The sequence below is a fragment of the Catenulispora yoronensis genome (assembly GCF_039531695.1).
Lineage (GTDB): Bacteria > Actinomycetota > Actinomycetes > Streptomycetales > Catenulisporaceae > Catenulispora > Catenulispora yoronensis.
In genome coordinates this window covers 67,142-90,603 of the sequence record NZ_BAAAQN010000046.1, presented here as the reverse complement: position 1 = coordinate 90,603, position 23,462 = coordinate 67,142, and the positions used below count along the sequence as shown (strand labels likewise).

At 69.4% G+C, this 23,462-nt stretch carries 25 protein-coding genes and 1 pseudogene; 11 read left to right on the top strand and 15 right to left on the bottom strand.

The window, feature by feature from the left end; genetic code table 11:
• Window positions 1–57 precede the first annotated feature (57 nt).
• Together ABD481_RS31245 and ABD481_RS31240 are read right to left on the bottom strand one after the other, a co-directional pair.
• The gene (locus tag ABD481_RS31245; protein WP_344669397.1) at window positions 58–1,041 is read right to left on the bottom strand and encodes a GlxA family transcriptional regulator; all 984 of its coding nucleotides are present in this window, start codon (window positions 1,039–1,041) and stop codon (window positions 58–60) included.
• Window positions 1,038–1,391 carry an ArsR/SmtB family transcription factor gene (locus ABD481_RS31240; protein WP_344669396.1) on the bottom strand — a complete coding sequence of 118 codons (354 nt, stop codon included), beginning with the start codon at window positions 1,389–1,391 and terminating at the stop codon, window positions 1,038–1,040. Before ABD481_RS31240 ends, ABD481_RS31245 begins: the two co-directional genes overlap by 4 nt.
• A 97-nt stretch (window positions 1,392–1,488) precedes the next feature.
• On the opposite strand from ABD481_RS31240, the gene ABD481_RS31235 reads away from it, so the two are divergent.
• Window positions 1,489–2,493, top strand: coding sequence for a zinc-dependent alcohol dehydrogenase family protein (locus ABD481_RS31235; RefSeq protein WP_344669395.1), 1,005 nt, complete (start codon window positions 1,489–1,491; stop codon window positions 2,491–2,493).
• On the opposite strand, the gene ABD481_RS31230 is transcribed toward ABD481_RS31235, so the two are convergent.
• Window positions 2,471–3,352: a hypothetical protein gene (locus ABD481_RS31230; protein ID WP_344669394.1), complete on the bottom strand. Its 882-nt coding sequence runs from the start codon at window positions 3,350–3,352 to the stop codon at window positions 2,471–2,473. The two genes, ABD481_RS31235 and ABD481_RS31230, sit on opposite strands and share 23 nt — an antisense overlap.
• A gap of 160 nt (window positions 3,353–3,512) precedes the next feature.
• Here ABD481_RS31230 and ABD481_RS31225 point away from each other — a divergent pair, with 160 nt between their 5' ends.
• The 3 genes from ABD481_RS31225 to ABD481_RS31215 all read left to right on the top strand — a co-directional run bounded on the left by ABD481_RS31225 (window position 3,513) and on the right by ABD481_RS31215 (window position 7,173).
• Window positions 3,513–4,184, top strand: a complete 672-nt coding sequence (locus ABD481_RS31225; RefSeq protein WP_344669393.1) for a 4'-phosphopantetheinyl transferase family protein — start codon at window positions 3,513–3,515, stop codon at window positions 4,182–4,184.
• A gap of 992 nt (window positions 4,185–5,176) precedes the next feature.
• Entirely contained in the window at window positions 5,177–5,758 is a 582-nt protein-coding gene (locus tag ABD481_RS31220) for a helix-turn-helix domain-containing protein (protein ID WP_344669392.1), read from the top strand.
• Window positions 5,755–7,173, top strand: coding sequence for an MFS transporter (locus ABD481_RS31215; protein ID WP_425559335.1), 1,419 nt, complete (start codon window positions 5,755–5,757; stop codon window positions 7,171–7,173). The genes ABD481_RS31220 and ABD481_RS31215 overlap by 4 nt, the downstream gene beginning before the upstream one ends.
• Here the strand turns inward: ABD481_RS31215 and ABD481_RS31210 are convergent.
• From ABD481_RS31210 to ABD481_RS31165, 10 genes and pseudogenes are all read right to left on the bottom strand, one after another.
• Entirely contained in the window at window positions 7,162–8,172 is a 1,011-nt protein-coding gene (locus ABD481_RS31210; RefSeq protein ID WP_344669391.1) for an inositol monophosphatase family protein, read from the bottom strand. The genes ABD481_RS31215 and ABD481_RS31210 overlap by 12 nt on opposite strands.
• A gap of 356 nt (window positions 8,173–8,528) precedes the next feature.
• Window positions 8,529–9,314, bottom strand: a pseudogene (locus ABD481_RS31205) (ATP-binding cassette domain-containing protein); the annotation flags it as partial.
• The gene (locus tag ABD481_RS31200) at window positions 9,311–10,426 is read right to left on the bottom strand and encodes an ABC transporter permease (protein ID WP_344669390.1); all 1,116 of its coding nucleotides are present in this window, start codon (window positions 10,424–10,426) and stop codon (window positions 9,311–9,313) included. The gene ABD481_RS31200 and the pseudogene ABD481_RS31205, both read right to left, overlap by 4 nt.
• On the bottom strand, window positions 10,426–11,502 hold the full coding sequence (locus tag ABD481_RS31195; RefSeq protein WP_344669389.1) for a substrate-binding domain-containing protein: 1,077 nt from the start codon (window positions 11,500–11,502) through the stop codon (window positions 10,426–10,428). Before ABD481_RS31195 ends, ABD481_RS31200 begins: the two co-directional genes overlap by 1 nt.
• Before the next feature lie 34 nt (window positions 11,503–11,536).
• The gene (gene iolD / locus ABD481_RS31190; RefSeq protein ID WP_344669388.1) at window positions 11,537–13,525 is read right to left on the bottom strand and encodes a 3D-(3,5/4)-trihydroxycyclohexane-1,2-dione acylhydrolase (decyclizing); all 1,989 of its coding nucleotides are present in this window, start codon (window positions 13,523–13,525) and stop codon (window positions 11,537–11,539) included.
• Window positions 13,522–14,415: a Cgl0159 family (beta/alpha)8-fold protein gene (locus ABD481_RS31185; protein WP_344669387.1), complete on the bottom strand. Its 894-nt coding sequence runs from the start codon at window positions 14,413–14,415 to the stop codon at window positions 13,522–13,524. The genes iolD and ABD481_RS31185 overlap by 4 nt, the downstream gene beginning before the upstream one ends.
• A gap of 228 nt (window positions 14,416–14,643) precedes the next feature.
• On the bottom strand, window positions 14,644–15,588 hold the full coding sequence (gene iolC, locus ABD481_RS31180) for a 5-dehydro-2-deoxygluconokinase (RefSeq protein WP_344669386.1): 945 nt from the start codon (window positions 15,586–15,588) through the stop codon (window positions 14,644–14,646).
• Complete coding sequence (locus tag ABD481_RS31175) at window positions 15,585–16,565, bottom strand: TIM barrel protein (protein WP_344669385.1); 981 nt, start codon at window positions 16,563–16,565, stop codon at window positions 15,585–15,587. The genes iolC and ABD481_RS31175 overlap by 4 nt, the downstream gene beginning before the upstream one ends.
• The gene (locus ABD481_RS31170) at window positions 16,562–17,566 is read right to left on the bottom strand and encodes a Gfo/Idh/MocA family protein (RefSeq protein WP_344669384.1); all 1,005 of its coding nucleotides are present in this window, start codon (window positions 17,564–17,566) and stop codon (window positions 16,562–16,564) included. The genes ABD481_RS31175 and ABD481_RS31170 overlap by 4 nt, the downstream gene beginning before the upstream one ends.
• Window positions 17,567–17,743: 177 nt before the next feature.
• Window positions 17,744–18,997, bottom strand: a complete 1,254-nt coding sequence (locus ABD481_RS31165; RefSeq protein ID WP_344669383.1) for a cytochrome P450 family protein — start codon at window positions 18,995–18,997, stop codon at window positions 17,744–17,746.
• A 98-nt stretch (window positions 18,998–19,095) separates the two neighbouring features.
• Here ABD481_RS31165 and mug point away from each other — a divergent pair, with 98 nt between their 5' ends.
• The 4 genes from mug to ABD481_RS31145 all read left to right on the top strand — a co-directional run bounded on the left by mug (window position 19,096) and on the right by ABD481_RS31145 (window position 21,478).
• Complete coding sequence (mug, locus tag ABD481_RS31160; protein ID WP_344669382.1) at window positions 19,096–19,680, top strand: G/U mismatch-specific DNA glycosylase; 585 nt, start codon at window positions 19,096–19,098, stop codon at window positions 19,678–19,680.
• A gap of 184 nt (window positions 19,681–19,864) precedes the next feature.
• Complete coding sequence (locus ABD481_RS31155) at window positions 19,865–20,101, top strand: hypothetical protein (RefSeq protein ID WP_344669381.1); 237 nt, start codon at window positions 19,865–19,867, stop codon at window positions 20,099–20,101.
• Window positions 20,098–20,610: a DUF6879 family protein gene (locus ABD481_RS31150; protein ID WP_344669418.1), complete on the top strand. Its 513-nt coding sequence runs from the start codon at window positions 20,098–20,100 to the stop codon at window positions 20,608–20,610. Before ABD481_RS31155 ends, ABD481_RS31150 begins: the two co-directional genes overlap by 4 nt.
• A gap of 19 nt (window positions 20,611–20,629) precedes the next feature.
• Entirely contained in the window at window positions 20,630–21,478 is an 849-nt protein-coding gene (locus ABD481_RS31145) for a helix-turn-helix domain-containing protein (RefSeq protein ID WP_344669380.1), read from the top strand.
• 76 nt (window positions 21,479–21,554) lie between these two features.
• On the opposite strand, the gene ABD481_RS31140 is transcribed toward ABD481_RS31145, so the two are convergent.
• Entirely contained in the window at window positions 21,555–21,743 is a 189-nt protein-coding gene (locus ABD481_RS31140) for a hypothetical protein (protein WP_344669379.1), read from the bottom strand.
• Between the two features lie 76 nt (window positions 21,744–21,819).
• On the opposite strand from ABD481_RS31140, the gene ABD481_RS31135 reads away from it, so the two are divergent.
• From ABD481_RS31135 to ABD481_RS31125, 3 genes are read left to right on the top strand one after another with little or no spacing between them, the layout of a single operon-like run.
• Window positions 21,820–22,437 carry an ATP-binding protein gene (locus ABD481_RS31135; RefSeq protein ID WP_344669378.1) on the top strand — a complete coding sequence of 206 codons (618 nt, stop codon included), beginning with the start codon at window positions 21,820–21,822 and terminating at the stop codon, window positions 22,435–22,437.
• Window positions 22,437–22,691, top strand: a complete 255-nt coding sequence (locus ABD481_RS31130) for a hypothetical protein (protein ID WP_344669377.1) — start codon at window positions 22,437–22,439, stop codon at window positions 22,689–22,691. The genes ABD481_RS31135 and ABD481_RS31130 overlap by 1 nt, the downstream gene beginning before the upstream one ends.
• 29 nt (window positions 22,692–22,720) lie before the next feature.
• Entirely contained in the window at window positions 22,721–22,936 is a 216-nt protein-coding gene (locus ABD481_RS31125; RefSeq protein WP_344669376.1) for a hypothetical protein, read from the top strand.
• Window positions 22,937–23,031: 95 nt separating this feature from the next.
• On the opposite strand, the gene ABD481_RS31120 is transcribed toward ABD481_RS31125, so the two are convergent.
• The gene (locus tag ABD481_RS31120; RefSeq protein WP_344669375.1) at window positions 23,032–23,424 is read right to left on the bottom strand and encodes a hypothetical protein; all 393 of its coding nucleotides are present in this window, start codon (window positions 23,422–23,424) and stop codon (window positions 23,032–23,034) included.
• Window positions 23,425–23,462: the final 38 nt, after the last annotated feature.

Genomic DNA, 23,462 nt, shown 5'->3' with positions numbered 1-23,462 from the left:
CGCAAGGATCCCGCCAATCGCGGGAGGCGGAAACCGGACGGACGCGCGGCCCGGGCGCTACTCGCCCTGGGTGAAGGTGCGGCGGTACTCGCTGGGGGTGGTGCCCAGGATGCGCTGGAAATGCGCCCGCAAATTCGAGCCGGTGCCCAGCCCGACGTCGTTCGCGATCTGCTCGATGCCCCGCTGGGACCGTTCCAGCAGCTCCCGGGCCAGGTCGATGCGGGCCCGCATGATCCACTGCATCGGCGTGTGCCCGGTCTCCGCGGCGAAGCCCCGGGAGAAGGTGCGCTCCGACACGGCCGCGTGCCGGGCCAGCGTCTCCAGGCTGAGCGGCTCGTGCAGGCGGTGCAGCGCCCACTCGCGGGTCGCGGCGAACCGCTCGCCGAGCGGCTCGGGCACGCTGCGCGGCACGTACTGGGCCTGGCCGCCGCTGCGGTAGGGGGCCGCGACCAGGCGCCGGGCGGCATGGTTGGACGCCGCCACGCCGAGGTCGCCGCGCAGGATGTGCAGACACAGGTCCAGGCCCGAGGCGGCGCCCGCCGATGTCAGCACCCTGCCTTCGTCGACGAACAGGACGTTCTCGTCGACCCGGATCCGCGGGAACTTCTGGGCCAGCGCGCGGGTGTAGTGCCAGTGCGTCGTGGCGCGCCTGCCGTCGAGCAGCCCGGTGGCGGCCAGGGCGAAGGCGCCGGTGGAGATCGCGGCGAGCCTGGCGTCCCGGCGATGCGCGGCGAGCAACGCCTCGACGACGGCCGCCGGCGGATCGTCGCGGTCGGGGAACCGGTAGCCGGGGATGAAGACGATGTCGGCCCACTCCAGCGCGCCGAGGCCGTCGGCGACGTGGTACGCGAGGCCGTCGCCGCCGGTCACCAGCCCGGCCGCCGCGCCGCACACCCGGACCTCGTAGGGCATGCTCGCCCGGGTGGTGAACACTTGAGCGGGGATCCCGACGTCAAGGGGCTTCGCGCCCTCCAGCACCAGCACGGCGACGCGACGCAGGCGCTCGGGCAGGCGACGGCGCGGGCCGCCAGGGGAAGTCATGGGCGCGCTTCCGGCACGCGCAGCCCCGCTTCCCGCTCCGAGGCCCACAGCACCGCCTCCAGCAGGCCCGGGAACGCCTCGTCGAACTCCTCGCGGCGCAGACTGTTCATGCGCGACGTGCCCGCGTAGTACTGCTGGATCAGCCCGGCCTCCCGCAGCACCCGGAAGTGGTGGGTCGCGGTGGACTTGCTGACCGCCAGGTCGAAGCCGCCGCACGCGATGTCCGACGGCCCCACCGACAGCTGCTCGACGATGCTGCGGCGCGCCGGCTCGATGAGCGCCTCCAGGACCTGCTGGAGCGGGACGTCTCGGGGGTCGGGATGCGCGGGGACGCGGTCGTTCGGGGCCATGCATCCATAGTACGACGGCCATCAAAGTTTGACCACGATCGTACTTCTGTGCTCCCCTGGAGGAGCAGAAGATCGCCGCGACTCGAAGGATACTGCGATGACCCGAACCGTGCTGTTCCACGAACTCGGCGGCCCCGAGGTGATGCGCCTGGCAGACCTCGAAGTCGGCGATCCCGGCCCCGGCGAGGTGCGGATCCGGGTGGACGCCATCGGCCTGAACCGCGCCGAGGTCCTGTTCCGCTCGGGCTTCTACATCTACCCGGTGCGCGCCTTCCCCGCGCGGCTGGGCAACGAGGCCTCGGGACTGGTCGAGGCGGTCGGGCCCGGTGTCAGCAGCCTGCGGGTCGGCCAGCCCATCAGCACTCTGCCGGCCTTCTCCCAGAACGACTACGGCGTCTATGCCGACCGCGCCATCGTCCCCGCCTCGGCCGTGGTCCCCCGGCCCGACAACCTGGACCCGGTACGCGGCTCGGCGGTGTGGATGCCGTATCTCACCGCCTACGGCGCACTCGTCGAAACCACGGGTCTGCGACCCGGCGACACCATCCTGCTGAACGCCGCCTCCAGCAGCAGCGGACTGGCCATCATCGATGTCGCCAACCGGATCGGCGCCATACCGATCGCGCTGACCCGCACCGCCGCCAAGCGCGACTTCCTGCTGAAGCACGGCGCCGCCGAGGTCGTGGTCACCGACACCGAGGACGTCGCGGCGCGCGTACTGGACGCCACCGACGGACGCGGCGTCGACCTGGTCATGGACGCCGTCGCCGGACCCGGCATCACCGCACTGTCCCGCCTGGTCGCACCCGGCGGCACGCTCGTCGTCTACGGCGGCCTGAGCGGCGAGCCGACCCCCTACCCGGGCCTCGACCTGGGCCTGCCGGCGCTGAACATCCGCTCCTACACGATGCTGGAGATCACCGGCGACCCCGAGCGTCTACGTCGCGCGGTCGCGTTCATCGGCTCCGGACTCCGGGCTGGCGCCTTCGAACCCGTGGTGGACCGGGTCTTCGCCCTGGAGGACATCGTCGCGGCGCACCGCCACCTGGAATCCAACGCGCAGGTCGGCAAGATCGTGGTCACGACCGGCGGCGCGCCGTGAGGTAGGCGGCGCGCAGGTGGATGGCCCGGTCGAGCTCGGCCAGCGTCCGGTCGAAGAACTCGCGCCGGTAGGCGGCGTCGGTGAGCGCCGTGATCGCGAAATACAGAGCACTGAGACCGGCCAGGAGCACCGCCGAGTGCAGCAGCTCGCTGCTGACGCCGGGCACGCGCACGCCCAGCAGGCGCGCGTCCGGCACCGGGTGCTTGAACCACTCCGTCAGCACCTCCGGACGGATCGCGATGGCGCCGAACACCACGTAGAAGAAGAAGACCATCCAACTCAGCAGACTGACTTGAATGGTCTGGCTCAGCAGCAGATACACGAACATGTTGCGGCGCTGGGCCGGCCCCAGCACCGGATCCGCGTCCAACTCGGCCCCGGTCAGCGCGAACTCCGCCAAGGGCGTCGCGGCACAGCTGGCCCGAATCCGCTCCGGCGCGCACGCCTTGGGCAACGTCCCGAACTCCTCAGGCAGCCGGGCAATGAGAAACGCCTGGATCAGCAGCACGAAGAAGGCCGCCGTCACCCACAGCCAGCCGGAGTCCAACGCGGCCGCCACCTGCCAGAAGTCGGCAGTGAAAAAGATGACCATGCCGAACAGCGCCAGCAACGGCAACGCCCGGACCGCCAGATGCCCCATCTCCCGCGCCTCGGCGATCACCCGGCGCACCGTCCAGAAACCGAGCATCAGCCCCAGCCGCGACAACTCCAGCACAGCGGCGAAGGGACGCAGCACCCGGGGCAGCCCGACGTCAAAGCGATCCTCGACGAAATGCGGCATACCGGCCCGAACGAACCACCGCTCGGTAGCGGCCAGCGCATCAGCCCGACCGGAATCATCACACCCTGAGAGAGACATCAGAACAAGACTATTGCGACGTACCGACATCCCCCCGGGAAAGCCCCCGGCCAGCACGGTTTGGAGCGCCCACCCCCGGAAAATTGAAGTCCATGGGGACCCACAACGCCGTGCCGCCGAAGCCCACCCGGGACTCCGCCACCCACCAGGCGGTCCGCCCATGACCGACCGGGTCAAGGTATGGGTGATCCGCACCGAGACCGCCACCACCACGGCGGAACGCTACCTGGACCTGCTCGACGACACCGAGCGCCTGCACGCCGCCGACTTCCTCCGCGAACGCGACCGCCTCCGCTACTTAGTGGCCCACGGCGCCCGCCGCCTGATCCTCGCCCACGAACTCACCACCACCCCCGAATCCCTCACCTTCACCGCCGACCCCAACGGCAAACCAGAACTCTCCGACGGCCCCCGCACCTCCCTGGCCCACGACGGCAACCTCGCCCTCCTGGCCATAACCCCCCGCCGCACCGTCGGCGTGGACGTCCGCCAACTGGCCGAAGGCCTGAACCCCGTCGACATGTCCGAAACCTACTTCCTCCCCTTCGAAGCCCGCTACGTAGCAGGCGGCCACGACCTCCTGGAACAAACCGACCGCTACGCCCGCCTCTGGACCCGCAAAGAAGCCGCCGCAAAAGTAGCCGGCGGCGTCGGCTGGGCCAACACCCGCGCCGCCGTCCTCCAACGCGACCTGGTCGCCTGCGTAGAACCAGCAGCCCCCCACCGCCACCGCGTAGCCCCAGTGGAAGTCCCAGCCGGCTACCGCGCAGCAGTAGCACTGTTCGGCGAGGCCCCCTTCAGAGTCGACGTGACAGACTTCGAGGACAGCTAGCCCAGGCCCAGATCAGGCGCACCCAGGCCCCTGATACCAACACCCGCACCCAAAACAGCCCGCCCCAAGGCCAAAGCCGCACACCCCGAACCACGCGCCCAAGCCCCGACCGGCCGCCGACAATACCGCCTGCCCAGAATCTCGACGCCTCGACCGACGGCCACACTCCCCACTCGGCCACCACAGAGACTCGCACCAGCGGACGCGCCCCCACCCAGCACCACCCGAGACCCACACCGGCAGCCGCACTCGACCATGCGACCATGCCCGAGACTCGAACCGGCGGCCGCACTCCACTCGACCACCATCGAGACGCGAACCGGCGCCCGGTCCACCCACCCGGCAACATCCGAGACTCGAACCGGCGGCGGCACCCCCAAACCGCCCATCCCAAACCATCGAGGCTCGAACCGGCGGCCGCACTCCCAAACCGGCCCTCCCGGAACCATCGAGATCCGAACCGGCGGCCGCACTCCCCCTCCCCCACCTTGGCCGCCGAGATTGTCAGTCCCCTGCCTGGGTTTTCGGTTCGTTCCCCTCGCTCACGTCGGCAGCCCTACGGGTACAGCGCCGCCGCCCGGGTGTCAAGTTCATGCACGCCTAACTGCAAAACATGGTCTCAAAGGTGAGGGCATGGACTTTACACCCGGGCGGCGGCGCTGTACCCGTAGGGCTGCCGACGTGAGCGAGGGGAACGAACCCCCACCTCACAAACCGCCAGCGCAGGGACTAGCAGCTACCCCCCTATGGAGCCGGCGCCAGTTCCCCGAGGGATCCGAGGCCCCCGCCGGAGGCGCCTGCTTTACCCAGCTTTTGACTGGCTTTTGACTTTCCCCCACCCCACCCCACCCCACCTAAAGGTTCCCTTGCAAGCAAACCTTTAGAAAGCTACCTTTAGAAACATGCCCACCTCAGCCCACGAACATGAAGACCCAGACGTCCTCCGCCTAACAGACCCCAAAGCAATCCGCGCCTACACCCACCACACCCGCATGGCCCTGGTCGGCCTCCTCCGCACCGAAGGCCCCCTCACCGCCACCCGCGCCGCCGAACTCACCGGCGAATCAGTAGCCAGTTGCAGCTACCACCTACGAATGCTCGCCAAGTACGGCATCGTCGAAGAAGTCCCAGGCCCAGGGCGTCAAAAGCCATGGCGAGCCACCACCCAATTCACCGACGTCCCTCGCGGACTGGAACCCGCGGCCGCCGCCGCCGCGACCGACCTGCGCGTGTATCTGGCAGGCCAATACTTCGAGCACCTGGCGCGTGCCCTACGCACCACAGACCGGCTGTCTCCCGAGTGGCAGGACGCCGAGCAGTTCGGCGACCTCCTCCTCTATCTGACCCCTGACGAACTCACCGGTCTCTACGACGCCTTCGACAAGCTGGTCCAGCCCTTCTACACACGCAACGTCGCGCCGGAGACCCGGCCTGAGGGCGCCGAACTGGTGCACTTGCTGCGGATCGCGTTCCGAAAGGACCACGCGGCCGAAGGGCTCACCGCCCCAGACTCGCCATCACCATCACCATCACCGACCCACCCCACCGAACCCCAACACGGCAGTGCCTCATGAGCGCCGCCACCACCTCCAAAACCACCAAAGCCACCAAAGACTCGGCCGAAAACCCCACAACCAGTCTTCCCGACCACCCTCACCACCCCAAAAAGCTCCACCACCCCAAAAAGCTCCACCGCAGCAAAAAACTCCACCTCCCCAAAAAATCCCACCTCCACATCCACATCCACATCCGCCTCCCCCACCCCCACCCCCCAACCCCCCAAAACCCCACCTTCCGCCGCTTCTGGCTAGGCCACACCATCTCCCTCACCGGCGACGAAATCCACCGCATAGCCCTCCCCCTGACCGCCATCCTCCTCTTCACCGCCACCCCCACCACCATGGCCTGGCTCACCGCCGCCCCGATGATCCCCGCCCTCCTCCTCTCCATCCCCATCGGCATCTGGACCGACCGCCGCCCCAGCCGCCGCAAAATCATGCTCATCGCGGACCTCGGCCGCTTCGCCGCCGTGGCCTCCATCCCCCTCGCCTACGCCCTCGGCGTCCTCACCCTCGCCCAGCTCCTCATCACCTCCCTCCTCATCGGCGTCCTCCAAGTCTTCTTCTCCGTCGCCGACAACACCCTCTTCGCCGCCATGGTCCCGCCCAAGGACCTCGTCGAAGCCTCGGCGTGGAACAACGGCAGCCGCGCCTTCGCTTATTGCAGCGGTCCCAGCCTCGGCGGGCTCCTGGTCCAGCTCTGCCGAGCCCCCTTCGCCCTCGTCGCCGACGCCCTCAGCTATCTGGCCTCGGCCCTCGCCCTCAGCCGCATCTCCCCCGTCGAGCCGGCCCCTGAACGACCTCAAAAAGGAGCCGCCGGCTATCTCAGTGGCCTCACCTGGGTCCTCCGCACCCCCGGCATCCGCGCGCTCCTCGGCGCGGTCGCGGTCCTCAACTTCTTCGACTTCATCTTCCAAGCCCTCTTCGTCCTCTACGCCGTCACCTACCTCCACATCTCTCCCGGCCTCCTCGGCCTCGTCCTCGGCGCCGGCGCCGTCGGCGGGCTGGTCGGCGCGACGCTGACCAGCCGCGTCGTCGCGCGGATCGGTATCGGCACCTCGATCGTCGTCGGCTGCGTAGCGTTCGCCGCGCCCCACGCGCTCGTCCCGCTCGCCGCCGGGCCCAAGGGCGTCATAGTGCTGATGCTGTTCGCCACCGAGTTCCTCACCGGCATGGCGATCATGGTCCTCGACACCTCGGCCGGCGCCTACGTCACCGCCGTCATGCCCGACACGCTCCGCTCGCGCATCTCCGGCGTCCTCCAGACCGTCAACTACGGCATCCGACCGATCGGCGCGCTCACCGGCGGCTGGTTGGCCTCAGCCGTCTCAGTCCGCAGCTCCCTGTGGATCTCGACGATCGGCTCCACGCTCGCGGTCCTGTGCATACTCCCCTCGCCCATCCGCAAACTGCGAGAGCTACCGACCTGACGACCCCGACCGCCCATCCGGGTCCTCAGCATCCGCGTTCTTCCTCGCAGCCCCCGCCCCATTCCCCAGCCCCGCCCCGTTCCCCACCCTCACCTGCGGCGGCCGCACCCCGAACCCGGCCCCCACCCGCGCATCCACAAAAGACTCGATCAACGCCGTATGCACCGGCCCGTTCGAAGCCACCAGATCCGCATCCCCCGGATGCCACTCCAACCCCGCATACGTCGTCGCCTTCCCCCCGGCCTCCCGCACGAACAACACCCCGGCCGCCCAATCCCACGGCCCGCACCGCTGCTCCCAATAGCAATCCAGCCGCCCGGCCGCGACCCACGCCAGATCGATCGCCGCGCTCCCGGTCCGCCGCACATCCCTCGACCGCCGCAGCACCGACGAGAACTCCGCCAAGTTGTCGTCCGGATCGAACGCCCTGGTCGGCGGGAACCCCGTCGCCAGCACCGCCCGGTCCAGCCGCCGCACCGGCGAGGCGCGCAGCCGCCGGTGCCCCTCGTACGCGCCGCGCCCGGCCTCGGCCCAGTAGATCCGCCGACGCGCCACGTCCGCCACCACCCCCAGCGCCAGCCGCTGACCGTCCCAGAAGGCCAGCGAACAGGCGCAGTGCGGGATCCCGCGCACGAAGTTGGTCGCGCCGTCCACCGGATCGATGAACCACGTAGGCCGCGACAGGTCCATCTCCTCCAGGCCGCCGTCCTCCTCCCCCACCACCGCGTGGTCGGAGTGGGTGGCCTTGAGCCAGGAGCGCACCAGCTGCTCCACCCGCGGATCGATACCGGCCACCAAATCGGCACCGGCAGCCGACCTCGCACCCGGACCAGCCCCCACACCCGCCCCCTCGCCCGAATCCGCTCCCGCCCCCGAATCAGAACCCAAATCAGAATCCGAATCAGCCGCGAACGGCCGAAGCCGCAGCCGACGAGGTTGCGCAGAGCGCCGAATCAACGTGGCGGCCTCCCGAGCGACGCGGATCGCGCCAAGGGTCATCGGCCGAGGCAATGGCAGGGGCATGACAGGTCCTTCGATCAGCTGTGTTCGTCGAGCGCTTCAGCCGGCGGTGGCGGATCGGTCCCGGGTCCATCGAGCGGTCCGTCGAGCGGTCCCTCAAGCGATCCGCCAAGCGATCCGCCAAACGATCCATCGAGCGATCCATCAAAAGGCCGGCGCGCCGCCCGCACCTCCGACGCGGATTCGTCAGCGGCATCGGGAGTCTCCCGTGCGGACCGCTCCGGCGCGGTCGCTTCCGGGTCGGGTTCCGCTTCGAGTCCTGCCTTCTGCCCGGACGCCACGCGGTCAACCGTCGCAGACCCCGGATTCCTCACCTCCCCCTCCCCCACGTCGATCCCCGGCACCCGCTCCAACTCGTGCCCGAGCGCCTCCAGCTCCGCCCCGCCGGACATCAACCGCACCAACTCCTCCCGCGTGACCTCCTCCTTCGCGTAGTCCCCCAACAGCCGCCCCCGGTGCAGCACCACGAACCGGTCCCCGACCGGATACGCGTGATGCGGGTTGTGAGTGATGAACACCACCCCCAACCCCCGCTCCCGCGCCTGCGCCACCCGCCGCAGCACCACCCCGGCCTGCTTCACGCCCAGTGCCGACGTCGGCTCGTCGAGAATCAGCACCCTGGCTCCGAAGTGCACCGCCCGGGCGATCGCCACCGACTGCCGCTCCCCGCCGGAGAGCGTGCCGACCGGCTGGTCCGGGTCGCGTATCGCGATGCCCATCGCGGCCAGCCCGGCCCGCGTCCGCTCCCGCGCCTCGGCCACGTCGAAGCGCCGCCACGGCCCCCAGCCCCGGGTCGGCTCCGACCCCAGGAAGAAGTTCCGCCAGACCGCCATCAGCGGCACCATCGCCAGGTCCTGGAACACCGTGGCGATTCCGGCGGCGCGGGCCTCGCGCGGGCTGTGGAACCGCACCTGCGCACCGTCCACCCGTACCTGTCCGGCGTCCGGTGGGAACACGCCGGACAGGATCTTGATGAGCGTGGACTTGCCGGCGCCGTTGTCCCCGAGCACGCACGTCACCTGCCCGGCGCGCACCGACAAGGAGACGCCGTGCAGCGCCTGCACGCTCCCGAAATACTTCCCGACCGACTCCGCCTCCAAAAGCGGCGCCCGCTCATTCATCCGCGCGCCCTCATCGCTCGCCGGTAAGTCAGAGTATTGACGGCCACCGCCAGGAACAGGATCACGCCGAGGAACGTGAAGTTCCACGAACTGTCCCAGCCGGAATAGATCACGCCCTGGAACGCCATCCCGATGATGCAGGCCCCCAGCGCCGCCCCGAGCACCGAACCGTGCCCGCCGGTCAGCAGGCAGCCGCCGACCACCGCGGCGATGATGTAGTAGAACTCGTATCCGACGCCCTGCTCCGAGACGGCCGTGCGAGTCTGCGAGAAGGAGATCACGCCGACCAGCGCCGCGGCCGTCGACGTCCCCATGAACAGCAGGATCTTCGTCCGCGCCACCGGCACACCGATCTTGCGCGCCGCGTCGGCATCGCCGCCGACCGCGAACACCCAGTTGCCGAAGCGGGTCCGGGCCAGCAGCCACCCGCCCGCCACCGTCACGCCGACGAACCACAAGATCGCGGTCTGATACCCCTGCCGCAACGCATCGCTGTGCGCGAACGAGCCGCCGAACACGTCCCGGGCGCTGTCCAGCCCGGGATGGCTGGTGCCGCTGAGCCCGATCGAGGTGCTGCCGTGGTTCACCTTCAGCACACCGCCGACGCTCAGCCCGCGGAACACGAAGTACGTGGCCAGCGTGACGATGAAGCTCGGCAGCCCCGACCGCGTCACCACCAGCCCGTTGACCAGCCCGACGAGCGCCCCGAAGACGAACGTCGCCACGACCGCGGCCCACGCGTTCCAGTGCTCGGTGCCGACCAGCAGCGCCATGATGATGGCCGAGAAACCCGTCATCCCGCCGGTCGACAGGTCGAACTCGCCGCCGATCATCAGCAGCCCGACCGGAACCGCCATGATGCCGAAGAACGCGGCCTGCTGGGCCCAGGCCTGGAACCCGGTCTGGGTCAGCCACAGGTGGTTCGGGGTGCTGTCGGTGACGGTGAAGACCACGAACACCGCGACCGCCCCGACCAGCGCGCCCAGCGCCGGCCGTCGCAGAGCCCTGACCAGCCAGGCCGCGGCGCCGGTGGGCGCCCGGTCCGCCGGATCCGCCCGGTCCTCCAGGTCCGCCCGGTCCGCCCGGTCCGTCAAGTCAGTCAGCTCCGCCATCAGTCATCCCCGGCGGCGATCGCCGCCGCCACCGACTTGACGTTGCCGCTGTCCACCAGCTTCGGCCCGCTGGCCACGGTCGTGCCGCCACCGACCGCGTTGCCCTCGTGCTTGTTGTAGACGTAGAGGAACTGCACCGGCAGGTAGCCCTGGAGGTACTGCTGCTGGTCCACCGCGAAGTCCATCGTCGGCGGCGAGGCCTGGAGGTCGTTCTGCACGTCCTGCGACAGGTCAAAGGTGGCGATCTTCACGGTCGCCGGCTTGGTCACCACCAGCGCCTGCCCGATCGCGTTGTTCAGCGTCATCACGGCGTTGACCCCGGGATGCGACTGGAGGTAGGCGCTCACCTGCCCGATCGCCTGCTGCGGGTTGGACGCGGCGTTCGGGGTGGACAGGATCAGCTCGGTGCACGCCGGACCGGCCGCCGGGGCGTCGCCGGTGCCGCACTTGGCGCCGACGCCCAGGCCCTGGGCGATGCCGTCGCAGCGGTCGAGCAGGTTCTGGCCGGCCTGGTGGACCACGCACAGCACGTTCGACGCGTTCTCCTTGGCGAACCGCGCCCCGGCCTGCTTACCGGCCAGCTGTTCGGGCTGCCCGACGCAGGTGATGGCCTTGGCGGCGGCGATGTCGGCGTCGTCGCACCCGGCGTTCACCAGCACCACCGGGATCCCGGCGTCGGCGGCCGCGGCCAGCGTCGCGTTCATCACCGACGGCGCGTGGTCGGAGACGATGATGCCGTTCACCTTGGCGTTGATCGCGTCCTGGATCTGCGCGTTCTCCGCGCTGTCGTCCGGCTCGGCCTGGCCCTGCTGCTGCGAGCCGTAGGTCTCGGAGAGCTTGCAGCCGGTGTCCTTCGCGGCGTCCTTGGCGCCTTTGTAGACGACGCTCCAGAAGTTGCCGTTGTCGCCATGGGTGATCAGGGCGAAGGTGTAGGGGCAGGAACCCCCGGCCGAGTCCTTGGGATGCGAGCCCGACGACGAGCAGCCGGCCAGCAGGAGCGCCACCGCCAGCAGCGCCGTGAGCAGCCGGTCCGCTGAATAGCGCGATCTCCGCGCCATACGTTCTATACGTTCCATACGTGCCTCCTCCACATCCGTAACCGTTGTGGTGTTACAAGTACGGGCGTTGAACCTTCTTCGCGTCTTCATACGCGGCTCGCGCAGCGTTCGTTGATTCGAGCCCTGATATCTTCGCGACCGGCACGTCCCACCACGCGCCGCCATCGGGCGCACCGGCCAGCGGATCGGTCTCGACGTGCACGACGGTGATCCGGTCGGCGGCCTTGGCCCGGGCCAGGGCGTCTTCGAGTTCTTCGACGTCCCGGGCGCGCTCCACCCGCGCGCCCAGGCTCGCGGCGTTCGCAGCGAGGTCCACCGGGAGCGGACCGCCGGTCAGCCGGCCGGCGGGCGTCCGATACCGGTAGGCGGTGCCGAAGCGCTGCGAGCCGAGCGACTCCGACAGCCGACCGATCGAGGCGAAGCCGCCATTGTCGACGAGCACCACGATCAGCTTCACATGCTCGGCGACCGCGGTCACGATCTCCTGCGCCAGCATCAGATACGAGCCGTCGCCGACCAGGACGTAGACCTCGCGCTCGGGCGCGGCCAGCTTCACGCCGAGGCCGCCGGCGATCTCGTAGCCCATGCAGGAGTAGCCGTATTCGACGTGGTAGGTCTTCGGGTCCCCGCTGGAACGCCAAAGCCGATGCAGATCGCCGGGCATCGACCCGGCGGCGCAGACCACGACGTCGGCCGGCCCGGCGGCATCGTTCACCGCCGCTATCACCTCGATCTGCGAGGGCAGCGGGGCGTTGCCGAAGCGGTAGGCCTCCGCGACGCGGCGCCGCCAGCCGTCGCGGGCGGCGGCGACCTCGGCGCGGTGGTCGTCCTTCGCGGACCAGCCGGACAGCGCGGAAGTGAGCTCCTCCAACGCCGTCCGGGCGTCGGCGACCACTGATATACCCGCGTGCTTCACGGCGTCGAAGGCCGCGATGTTGATGTTGACGAACCGGACGTCCGGATCGGCGAAGACAGTGTGCGAGGCGGTTGTGAAGTCGGTCCAACGAGTGCCGACGCCGATGACGACGTCGGCCCGCGCGGCGATGCTATTCGCCGCCGAGGTGCCAGTGGCGCCGATCGCACCCAGGGACAGAGGGTGGTCGTGGGGCAGAACGCCTTTACCGGCCTGGGTCTCGGCGACCGGGACACCAGTGGCCTCCGCGAAGTCCCGCAAGGCATCAGTGGCCTGCGAATAGACGACTCCGCCGCCAGCGACGATCAGCGGCCGCTCGGCCTGCCCGATCGCCGCAACGGCGCGCATCAGGGCACTGCTGTCGGCGCGGGGCCGGGGAACGTGCCAGACCCGGTGCTGGAACAAGGCTTCCGGCCAGTCCCACGCCTCGGCCTGCACGTCCTGCGGCAGTGCGAGCGTCACCGCACCCGTGTCGGCGGGATCGGTCAGGACGCGCATGGCGGCCAGCAGCGCCGCCGGCAGCTGCTCGGGACGGTTCACCCGGTCGAAGTAGCGGCTGACCGGGCGCAGGGTGTCGTTGACGGAGACGTCGTGGCTGCGCGGATCTTCGAGCTCTTGCAGGACCGGGTTCGCGGGCCGGGTGGCGAAGACGTCGCCGGGCAGCAGCAGCACCGGGAGGCGGTTCACGGTCGCCAGCGCGGCGCCGGTGACGAGGTTGGTGGCGCCGGGGCCGACGGAGGTGGTGCAGGCGTAGGTGGACAGGCGGTCGCGCATGCGGGCGAACCCGGCCGCGGTGTGGACCATCGCCTGCTCGTTGCGGGCCTGGCGGTAGGGCAGCAGCGCCGGGTCGTCGAGTTCGAGGCCGAGCAGCGCCTCGCCGATCCCGGCGACGTTGCCGTGGCCGAAGATGCCGAGGACGCCCTCGACGAGGCGGTGTTCGACGCCGTCGCGCTCGGTGTGCTGCACGGCGAGGAAGCGGACGAGCGCCTGGGCGACAGTGAGGCGGCGGGTGGCGCCGAAGGTTCCGACTCCGGAGGCTTTGGCAGCACCCGGGGTTCCGGCTTCGGAGGCTCCGGCTTCGGAGGCTCCGGCTCCGGCAGCGCCCGGGGTTCCGCCAGTCGCGGTCATACGCCGCCCCCGGGCTTGACCAGCGCGGTGGCGATGTCGACGGCGGCGGCCACGTCACCGTCCGGCGGGTAAAGCAGGGCCCTGCCGACGACCAGCCCGTAGACGCCCTCCAGCGCGAGCGCCTTCTCCCAGGCCGCGAACGTCTCCTCCGGCGCGCCGTCGGGGTCGCCGCCGAGCAGCAGCACCGGAAGGGTGGTGGCGGTCAGCACGCGTTCCATGTCCTCCACCACCGGGAGCTTGAGCCAGGTGTACGCACTGGTGGTGCCCAGGCCGGCGGCTATCGCGCAGGCGCGGATCACCGCCGGCGGCGACAGGTCGTTGCGCAGACGGCCGTTGACGCGGTGGGCCATGAAGGGTTCGATCATCGCCACGCGCCGGTGCGCGGCGAGTTCGGTGACCGCGCGGCCGCACGCCTCCAGCGTCGCGACGGTGTCGGCGTCGTCGAGGTCGATGCGCAGCAGCATCTTGCCGCCGTCCAGGCCGAAGCGGGCGATGCCGGCGGCGTCGTAGGAGGTGAAGCGGTCGTCGAGTTCGGAGACCGAGCCGGCCAGGCCGCCGCGGTTCATCGAGCCGAGGACCACCTTGCCCTCCAGGGCGCCGAGCACCAGCAGGTCCTCGACGATGTCCGGGGTGGCGAGCACGCCGTCCACGCCGGGGCGGGCCAGCGCCACCACCAGCCGGTCGAGCAGTTCGCCGCGGTCGGCCATGGCCAGCGGGTCGTCGCGCACGGCGAGCGCGCCGCGCGCCGGGTGGTCGGCGGCGAGCAGCATGAGCCGGTCCCCGGCCGCGAGCAGGGGCCGGCGGGCGCGGTGGGCGGCGGCGGAGGCGATCGCCTCGGGTTGGTGGGCTCTGGTGCGACGGACCTTTCTCAGAGCCGCGACATCAGGCATGGACGACCTCCGGGATCGGGAGCGACGATCGATGCGCGAGTGAGTCCGGACACTGCGAAGGCCGCCGGTATGGCCGGCCCGACGCCACACCGCCGGGCCGGCTGCTCAAGGTGCCTGTCATACCTGGCGTGCCTGTCGTGCCTGGCGGGTCTGTCGCGCGTGACTTGCTTGTCGCATTCAGCTTGCCTGCGGTGCCTGGCGAATCCGCGGTACCCGAGCGACGCGACCTCACGCATCGCCGTCCTCCAACGCCGCGAGAACCTCCGCGGTGGTCGGCATCGCGGTGGAGCACTCGATCCGGGCGGCCACGAGCGCCCCGGCGGCGCTGGAGAAGCGCAGCGCGCGTTCCAACGGCCAGCCTTCTAACAGAGAGTGACACAAAGCGCCGCCGAATGCGTCGCCCGCGCCGAGGCCGTTGAGCACCTTCACCGGCAGCGTCGGCACCTCCACCGTCGTGTCGGCGGTACGCGCCAGCACCCCGTCCGCGCCGAGCTTCACCACCGCCAGGTCCGGTCCCAGTCCGAGCAGCGCCTCGGCGGCGCGGTGCGGGTCGCGCTCCCCGACCGCGGTGTGGCATTCCTCAAGGTTGCCGACGGCCACCGTGACGTGCGGCAGGGCCACGCGCGCGGCCCGGCCGGCGGCGGCCGGCGAGTCCCAGAACTGGGGCCGGTAGTCCAGGTCGAGCACGGTCGCCGGGCGGCGGGCCCGGGCCTGCCAGGCAGCGTGGTGCGCCGAGCGGCTCGGCTCGGCGGACAGGCCGGTGACGGTGGCCCAGAAGACTCCGGCCCCGGCGATGGCGTCCAGGTCCAGCTCGTCCGGGGCGATCATCAGGTCCGGGGCCTTGGGCCAGCGGTAGAAGTAGATCGGGAAGTCGTCCGGGGGGAACATCTCGCAGAAGGTGACGGGGGTCGGCAGCCCCGCGACCTCCGCCAGGAACGCGTCGTCGACGCCGAATCCGCGCAGCGCGCGCCGGACGAAGCGGCCGAAGGGGTCGTCGCCGACCCGGGTGACGACCGCCGTGCGGCGGCCGTGCCGGGCGGCGGCCACGGCGACGTTGGTCGCGCTGCCGCCGAGGAACTTGCCGAAGGTCTCGACGTCCTCCAGGCCGACGCCGACCTGGAGCGGGTAGACGTCCACGCCGACGCGGCCCATGGTGACGACGTCATAGGTCATGGCAGGCTCTCCAAATAGGCGACGCCGGCGCGCACGGCGTCCGGCGGGCCGGTCCCGTCGTCGGGCTCGGAGTCCAGGACGGTGTCCTGCTCCAGCACATACCAGCCCTGATATCCGTTCCCTTCCAGGGCGGCCACGACGCCTGCGATGTCGGCGTCGCCGTCGCCGAGCCGGGTGTAGAGGCCGGCGCGCACAGCGTCGTGGTAGGTCAGCGTGCCGTCGCGGACCTGGACGGCGAGGGCGGCGTCGACGTCCTTGAGGTGGGTGTGCAGGATCCGGTCGGGGGCTTCGCGGGCGAGCCGGGCCGGATCGCCGCCGCCGATGAGCAGGTGGCCGGTGTCCAGGCAGAGCGGGGTGGCTGAGCGCTCCAGCAGCCGGACCACGTCCCGGCCGGTCTCGATCATGGTGCCGACGTGCGGGTGCAGGCAGGCCCGTACGCCCAGTTCGGCGGCGCGTTCGCGGACCCGGTCCAGGTTCCAGAACAGTCGGCGCCAGCCGGAGTCGTCCAGGTCCGGCCGGGAGTCGTAGCCGTCCCGGCCGGTGACGGCCGCCAGCACGAGCAGGTCGGCGCCGCCGGTGAAGGCTGTGTAAAGAGCCTGTTTCACCGCGGGCCAGGGGTCGTGGCCGGGTTCGTGCAGCACCGCCGGGACGAAGCCGCCGATCGCGGTGAGGCGGTGTTTTTCCAGCAGCGCGCGCCGTTTCGCGCGGTCGGCGGGAAGGAAGCCGTCGGGGCCGAACTCGGTGGCGGCCAGGCCGGCGTCGTGCATCTCGGCGAGCACGCGGTCGGCGGAGAGCTGGTGGCCCCAGCCGGGCACTTCGCAGACGCCCCAGGAGATCGGGGCTCCGGCGATGCGGGCCTTGAGCGGCTCAGGGCTCTGGGTCGTGGGGTCCGAGGTCGTGGGGTCCGGGGTCGTGGGGTCCGAGTTCGTGGGGTCCGGGCTCATCGGGTCCGGAGCCGGGTCGTGCTGGGCGGTCATCGCCGCACCTCCGCCAGGGTGACCGGCCGGTTCTCGGCGCGGGAGAGGTCGCAGGCCTCGGCGACGTAGAGGGCCTCCAGGGCGTCGCCGACGGTGCAGGGGTTGTCGATCCGGCCCTCGGCGAAGTCGACGAAGGCTTGCAGCTCCCTGACATACGCTTCGTGGAAGCGGCTCATGAAGCTGGTCTGCGCCGGTCCCCGGGGCCAGGTCCCGTCGGCGTCGCCGACCGGGCGCAGCGGCAGCCGGTCGTCGAAGCCAGCGCCGACGGTGCCCCCGGTGCCCTGGACCTCCAGGGTGACGGCGTAGCCGGCGCCGTGGTAGCGGGTGGCGGTGACGGTGGCCAGGGCGTCGTCGTCCAGGCGGAGCAGGGCGGCGGCGGTGTCGGCGTCGCCGGAGGCGGCGAAGAACGGCTCGCCGCCCTGCGAGCCGGCGGCGAACACCGAGAGCACCTCGCGGCCGGTGACCCAGCGGATGGCGTCGAAGTCGTGGACGCTGCAGTCCTTGAAGATGCCGCCGGAGGTGGCGATGTAGGCGGCCGGGGGCGGGGCCGGGTCGCAGGTCTGGCCGCGCAGGGTGTGCACGCGGCCCAGCGCGCCGCGGCCGACCTCGGCGCGGACGGCGGCGTAGCCGGCGTCGAAGCGGCGCTGGAAGCCGATCTGCACGCGGCCGCCGTGCTTGTCCACGCTCTTGACGATCTCCAGGCTGCGGGCGCCGGTGTCGGCGACCGGCTTCTCGCAGAACACCGGGGTGCCGTTGGCGACGCCGCGGTCGATGAGTTCGGCGTGGCTGCCGGTCGGGGTGGCGATCACCAGTCCGGCGATCCCCTCGCGCAGCAGCGCGCCGACGTCGGGGGCCCAGCGCGCGCCGAGCGACCCGGCGAGCGCCTCGGCCCGGCCGGCCTGGGCGTCGGCGACCACCACCTCGACGTCGGGCAGCGCGTGCAGGGTGGCGGCGTGGAAGGCTCCGATGCGTCCGACGCCGACCAGGCCCATCAGTGTCATGCCAGCCTCCGTCGTCGCGGGTGAGGGTGGTGACCACTGTTCGGAGCTTCCTCCCCGGGGAACGGCCGGTCAACAGAATGTTATGACATTTTAACTTCCGGATGTCCTGTCATGCGGGGTTTGAGTTCCGCGTCGGGCGGCCGGATCAGGGGGTTTATCCGCCCGGGTCGATACGCGTCACGCCGGGTCGATACGCGTCACGCGGACCGGCAGCGCGGTCAGGCCGCGGAACAGCCGGCTGGGGATCCAGCTCAGCTTCTCCACCGGTTCGGCCAGCGCCAGCTCGGGACATGCGCGCAGCAGTTCCTCGAAGGCCACGCGGGCCTCCAGCCGGGCCAGCGGGGCGCCGAGGCAGTAGTGCAGGCCGTGGCCGAAGGTGAGGTGGGAGGCGGCGGCGCGGCCGGGACGGTAGGTGTCGGCGTCGTCGAAGTGGCGCGGATCGCGGCTGACGGCGCTGAAGTGCACCATGACCGGCTCCCCGGCGCCGATCCGGACGCCGCCGACTTCGACGTCCTCCAGCGGGTAGCGCAGGAACACGGCCTTGACCGGCGGGTCCAGGCGCAGGATCTCCTCCAGGACGGCGGGCAGCGTGTCGGGATCGGCGCGCAGGGCCTGGAGCCGTGCGGGTTCGGAGAGCAGGGTGAGCGAGGCGTTGCCGATCAGGTTCAGCGTGGTGTCGTAGCCGGCGCCGAGCAGCAGGAAGCACAGGGAGAGCAGCTCGCGCTCGTCGAGGCGGTCGTCCTGGTCGCGGGCGCGGATCAGGCCGTCGGTGAGGGTGCCCTCGTGCTCGACGTCCAGCGGCGCGTCGCCGAGCTCGGTGCGCCGCCGGGCCAGCAGCCCGCCGAGCAGGGCGCCGACCTTGCGCCCGGCCTCGGCCATCACCTCTTCCTGCGTCTCGTCGGAGTGCATGTAGGTGTCGGCCCACCGCCGGAAGTCCGCCCGCTCCTCCGGCGCGATGCCGAGCAGCTCGCTGATCACGGTGATGGGCAGCGGCGCGGCGAAGGCGGCGATGAGGTCGACCTCGCCGGAGGCGGGAAAGGCGGCGATAAGGTCGCGGGTGATCCGGCGGATCCACGGCTCCAGCGCCGCGACCCGCCGCGGGGTGAAGGCCTGCTGGACCAGGCGGCGCAGCCGGGTGTGGTCCGGCGGATCCAGGCGGCCCATGTGGGATTGCAGGCCACGCTGCGCGGCGCCGGACCAGAACACGGCGCGCGCCTCGGGCCCGGCGTTGCGGATGCCGTCGTTGCTGACCCGCGGCGAGGACATCACCTGCACCGCTTCCTCGTGGCCGACGACGAGCCAGACCGGCAGGCCGTCCAGGACGACGCGGACTACTGGACCCTGTTCGCGTAATGGGGCTAGGAACGCATAAGGGTCGCGGGTGTAGTCGGGGTCTGATGTGTTCAGGACTGGGAGTTCCGATGCCGACATACTCAGGATTCTTACTCGCCGGGGCCCGCTAGTCACGGTGGCGCGCGCTACCTGGGGCGCGGCGGGCCGAGCGAAGATCGGCCGGTTAGAGTCACCCCATGCGCTTCAGCCGCGAGGAGCTGGCGTCGGCGAACGGCCGCACGCTCGCCGACGTCATCGCCCCCGACCTGGCAGTCCTCTTCTGCGGCATCAACCCCGGCCTGCTCTCAGCCGCCTCCGGCTTCCACTTCGCCCGCCCCGGCAACCGCTTCTGGCCCGCCCTCCACCGCGCCGGCTTCACCCCGCGGCAGCTGGCGCCGTCGGACCAAGAAGAACTCCTCGACCTGGGCTTCGGCATCACGAACGTGGTGGACCGAGCCACGGCCGGCGCCGCCGAGCTGCGCGCCGAGGAGTACCGGACCGGCGGGCAGGCCCTGCGGGCGAAGGTGCGGGAGTACCGCCCCCGGTGGCTGGCGGTGGTCGGGATCGGGGCGTACCGGGTGGCGTTCGACGCGCCGAAGGCGGTGATGGGGCGGCAGGAGGCGGTGCTCGGGGAGACGGGGGTGTGGGTGTTGCCGAATCCGAGCGGCCTCAATGCGCTGTGGACTACACCCAGACTGATTGACGCGTTCCGCGCGTTTCGGCTGGTCACAGGGGTGCCGGACGCCTCATGTGCACCCCTGTCAGACAACGATGCTAGTTGAATCGGCCCGACGCCGCACCCCACCAGTGACGCACCCCTCTTCGTCTCGAACGGCAGGTCGAGGGGTTCTTCATGCTCTTGATATCGCCCTACGTCGGCCGCTACCACGGTGTCATTGACGAGTGCGCTCTACACCAACGACTATGACCGGGAACGGTTCGCCAAATTTCGAGCAAGGAGGCACGATGCGTGCTCGGTTCCTCGGCAAAGATCCCAACTCGCAGGAAGGGCAGTCGCCCACCCTGTTCGCGACCGACCGCACCGACCGCGTGACCTACATCGCCCAGGGGTGGAAGGTGACCGACGCCCAGGCGCTCGCGGACATCGGTGAAGTGCCCGACCACGAAACCCTGATCGAGATCCCAGAAGACGTGCTCAAGATGTACGCCCGCCGCTACCTGGAACAGGGAGAAGAGCACTGAGCCTGATCATCGGCCCCGAGTTCAGCCAGCTCTTCCGCGACTTCGAGCACACGGCCTTTCGCCTTGAAACGCGCGACCACTACAAGTCCGCCAACGAGTCGGAAGCGCTGCGTCAGTTCGTCGCGGGCGAGCCGGTTGACCTCGGCTGGTTCCAGAACTGGCTAACCATGATTCGCCAGGCCACGCTTGAAGGCCGTCGCTTCATGCGCGTACGGGTCGTGACGATGCCGCTCACCGACTACAGCCGCTTCGGCGTGTTCTGCTCGGAACACACCAACGCGGCCGGTGAAGACATCCGGTACCTCGCCAGGTCTGATGCGGCCGGCCTCCCGGATTACGACTACTGGTTGTTCGACTCGTCCAAGCTGGTGCGGATGCACTTCGATGACGATGAGAACTTCCTGGGAGGCGAAATTATCGAAGACCCCACCGTGATTGTGGAGCACAACTACTGGCGAGATGCTGCCTGGCATCGCGCCACCAGGCGGGATGACTTTGCCACCGAGTAGAACAACCGGCGTCACCAACGTGCATGAGGCACGTGATGCGCTGGGCAAACGACTCCGCGAGCTTCGCTCTGCCGCTGGACTCAGCGGCCGACAGCTCGCGGAGTCGTTGTCATGGCCTGCGTCTAAGGTCAGCAAGCTAGAGAACGGCCGTCAAACACCCACGGATGACGACATTCGTAGTTGGACGAGCGCGACGGGCAGCGAGGGTGAAGCCGAAGCGCTCCTCGCGTCACTGCACACCCTCGAAGTCCAACACGCCGAGTGGCAACGGCAGCTAAGGGGTGGGCTGAAACCCCACCAACAAGAGATCGCCGAACTCGATGCGCGTACGCGACTCTTCCGGGCGTTCGAGTCCACCTTTATTCCTGGGCTTCTTCAAACGGCCGAGTACGCGCGGTACCGCTTCGGCCAGAGCATCAGCGTATTCAAGGTAAGAAACGACATCAACGAGGCCGTTGCCACCCGCGTGCAGCGTCAAGCCGTCTTGTACCGCCCTGACAAGCGATTCCACTTCGTGCTGACTGAGGCGGCGCTCCGCTACCGACTGTGCCCTCCCGACGTGATGATCGGACAGCTTGACCGGCTTGTCTCCCTGACGTCGCTGCCGAACGTGAAGCTCGGGATCATCGGGTTTGAGGCCCCGTATGTGGTCGCCCCGGCTCACGGCTTCTGGATTCTGGATAGCGACCGCGTGATGGTCGAGACCTTCTCCGCCGAGCTGAACCTTGCCCAGCCGCAAGAGATTGCCCTGTACGGCGGCATTTTCGAGTCGCTGGCGGGGGCTGCCAGCTACGGTCGGAGCGCACGGGCGATCATCAACCGAGTGATCGAAGATCTGGCCCCTGAAGCTCCCGAAGACGTCTCCTGATTTCTCTCCGCCTCACTCGTTAGTGGCACTTCGAGAAATCCCGAGAAACTTTCTGGTCATACCCTCCGGTTCCTCCCTACGCTCCTGAGACGGACGGTGAAATTGTGTCCGTCCACCAGCGCGACATGGGAGTTTGCAGGTGGACGAGCGCGACGAGCTGATCTTCGTACAGATCAACGTCATTGCGGCAACCACGGGTCGGTTTGTGGTCGGCGTCCTCCGAGGCGACATCAGCCGCGAGGAACAACTCAGGTTCGCGGATCACCTCCTTGATTGTGCGGCAACGATCCGTGATCGAGCGCGCCAGAACCCAGGGCCGAATGCGGAAGGCGGCACCCCTAATGACTGCGATGATCGAACGCCCGTCAGCGGGCAGCATGAACAACGCGACCAAGCCGCAGCCGGCCATGGGTAGCCCGCGGCCGAGCATGACGAGCTCGATCAACCTTGCGGCCGTCGCAACGGCAGTCGGTTGTTCCAGGCTGTTCGTCGCCTCCACCTTGAAGCAGTGGCGTCTTGATCGCCTGATCGACGACGCTGAACTCATCGCGTCTGAGCTGGTGACGAACGCCGTGAAGCAGACCGGCATCACCAGGCCATCACCGCGCTTCACGGAGCTGACAGACCTCGCCATGCTCCAAGTGAGATTGGCCGTCCTGCGTCACGGCCTGGTCGTGGAGGTGTGGGATCGGGATACCACCGCGCCTAGCGTCAGCAACTTCGAAGACCTCGATGAGAGCGGCCGAGGGCTGTTCATCGTGCAAACGCTTGCGAAGCGGTGGAGCTTCTACCGTCCCGAGGGCGGCGGCAAGTGGGTGTGGGCAGAGTTGGAGATTCCGAGGCTTCCCGGGCCGCTCCCTCAGCGTCGGAAGACCAAAGGTTCAAGTGTGACGCCGGTCAAGGTTGAAACCGACATCGCCCTGATCACGCGCGTGCGTGATGGCCTCAGGAGCCTCTGATGATTGAACGCTTCGATAAGGGCGACGTGGTGCGCGTTCGTGATGAGCCGAGTTCAAGCGTCGTGGTGCTGCCCTCGTACTGCAAACCCAACCCTGAAGACCTCCCCGACAACATGCCCCCGATCGACGTGTGCTGTGTCCCCATCGCGCTCGTCAGCACCACGACCGAGGCTCAAGGCGAGGTGCTTCGGTGGGTTGAACTCAGCGACCTTCAGTGTGTCGTTGCTGGGGATACGATGGCTGATCAGCACTAACCACGATCTACGAGAGCGGATGGGTACCAATGTCCGTCACTTCAGCTACGTGCCCCGAGTGCGGCAAAACCGGAACCGTCACCGGTGAGTGGGAGCGACCAGGCGTCGCCAGCGGGCAGATCATGACGGGGCTCGACCCCGACAACTGCGATGGGTGCGTGAAGACCCTCAACAAGCATGGGTTCGCTGTCGTGAAGATCGCCCAGAACAACGACGGCACCGCGACGGTTCAAACGGCGGAGTAGGCGCGCGAGGCCCAGAAAGCGAAGAACACCCCGCAACCGCACAGCGGACACGGGGTGTTCTTCGCTGTGTAGAGCAGGGTGGTATGTAGGAAGGGTCAGCCGTTGTCGCGCATGGTCTGGATGTACGCGTTGTCAAAGACGCCGTCAGGCTCACCGTAGAAGTAGACGCGTACCTTCTCGCCGATCTGGTCATCAGGGGCCGAGTTCTCACCCTCGATGTACCAGTCCGGAAGGAGCTCCGTATCCGGGTCATCGAACTCGCCCAAAGGCGTGAAGATGGGACGGGCCATCGTGATGGTGAGCGAGAACTTGTTGCCTTCGCCGGTAGTGACAGGCAGCTTCACGACCGTTTCGCGCGTCGTGTTGAACAGTGCGTCCTTGAGGTCGGCCACCTTGCAGCAGGCGGGCTGGCCGCAGTAGTAGACAGGCACGGCGGACACGAAACCCGCGTCGGTCAGTATGCTGTGGACTCTGGCTTCTTCCAACATGAAGTGGTGCCTCTCGATCGATTCGGATTGGACACACC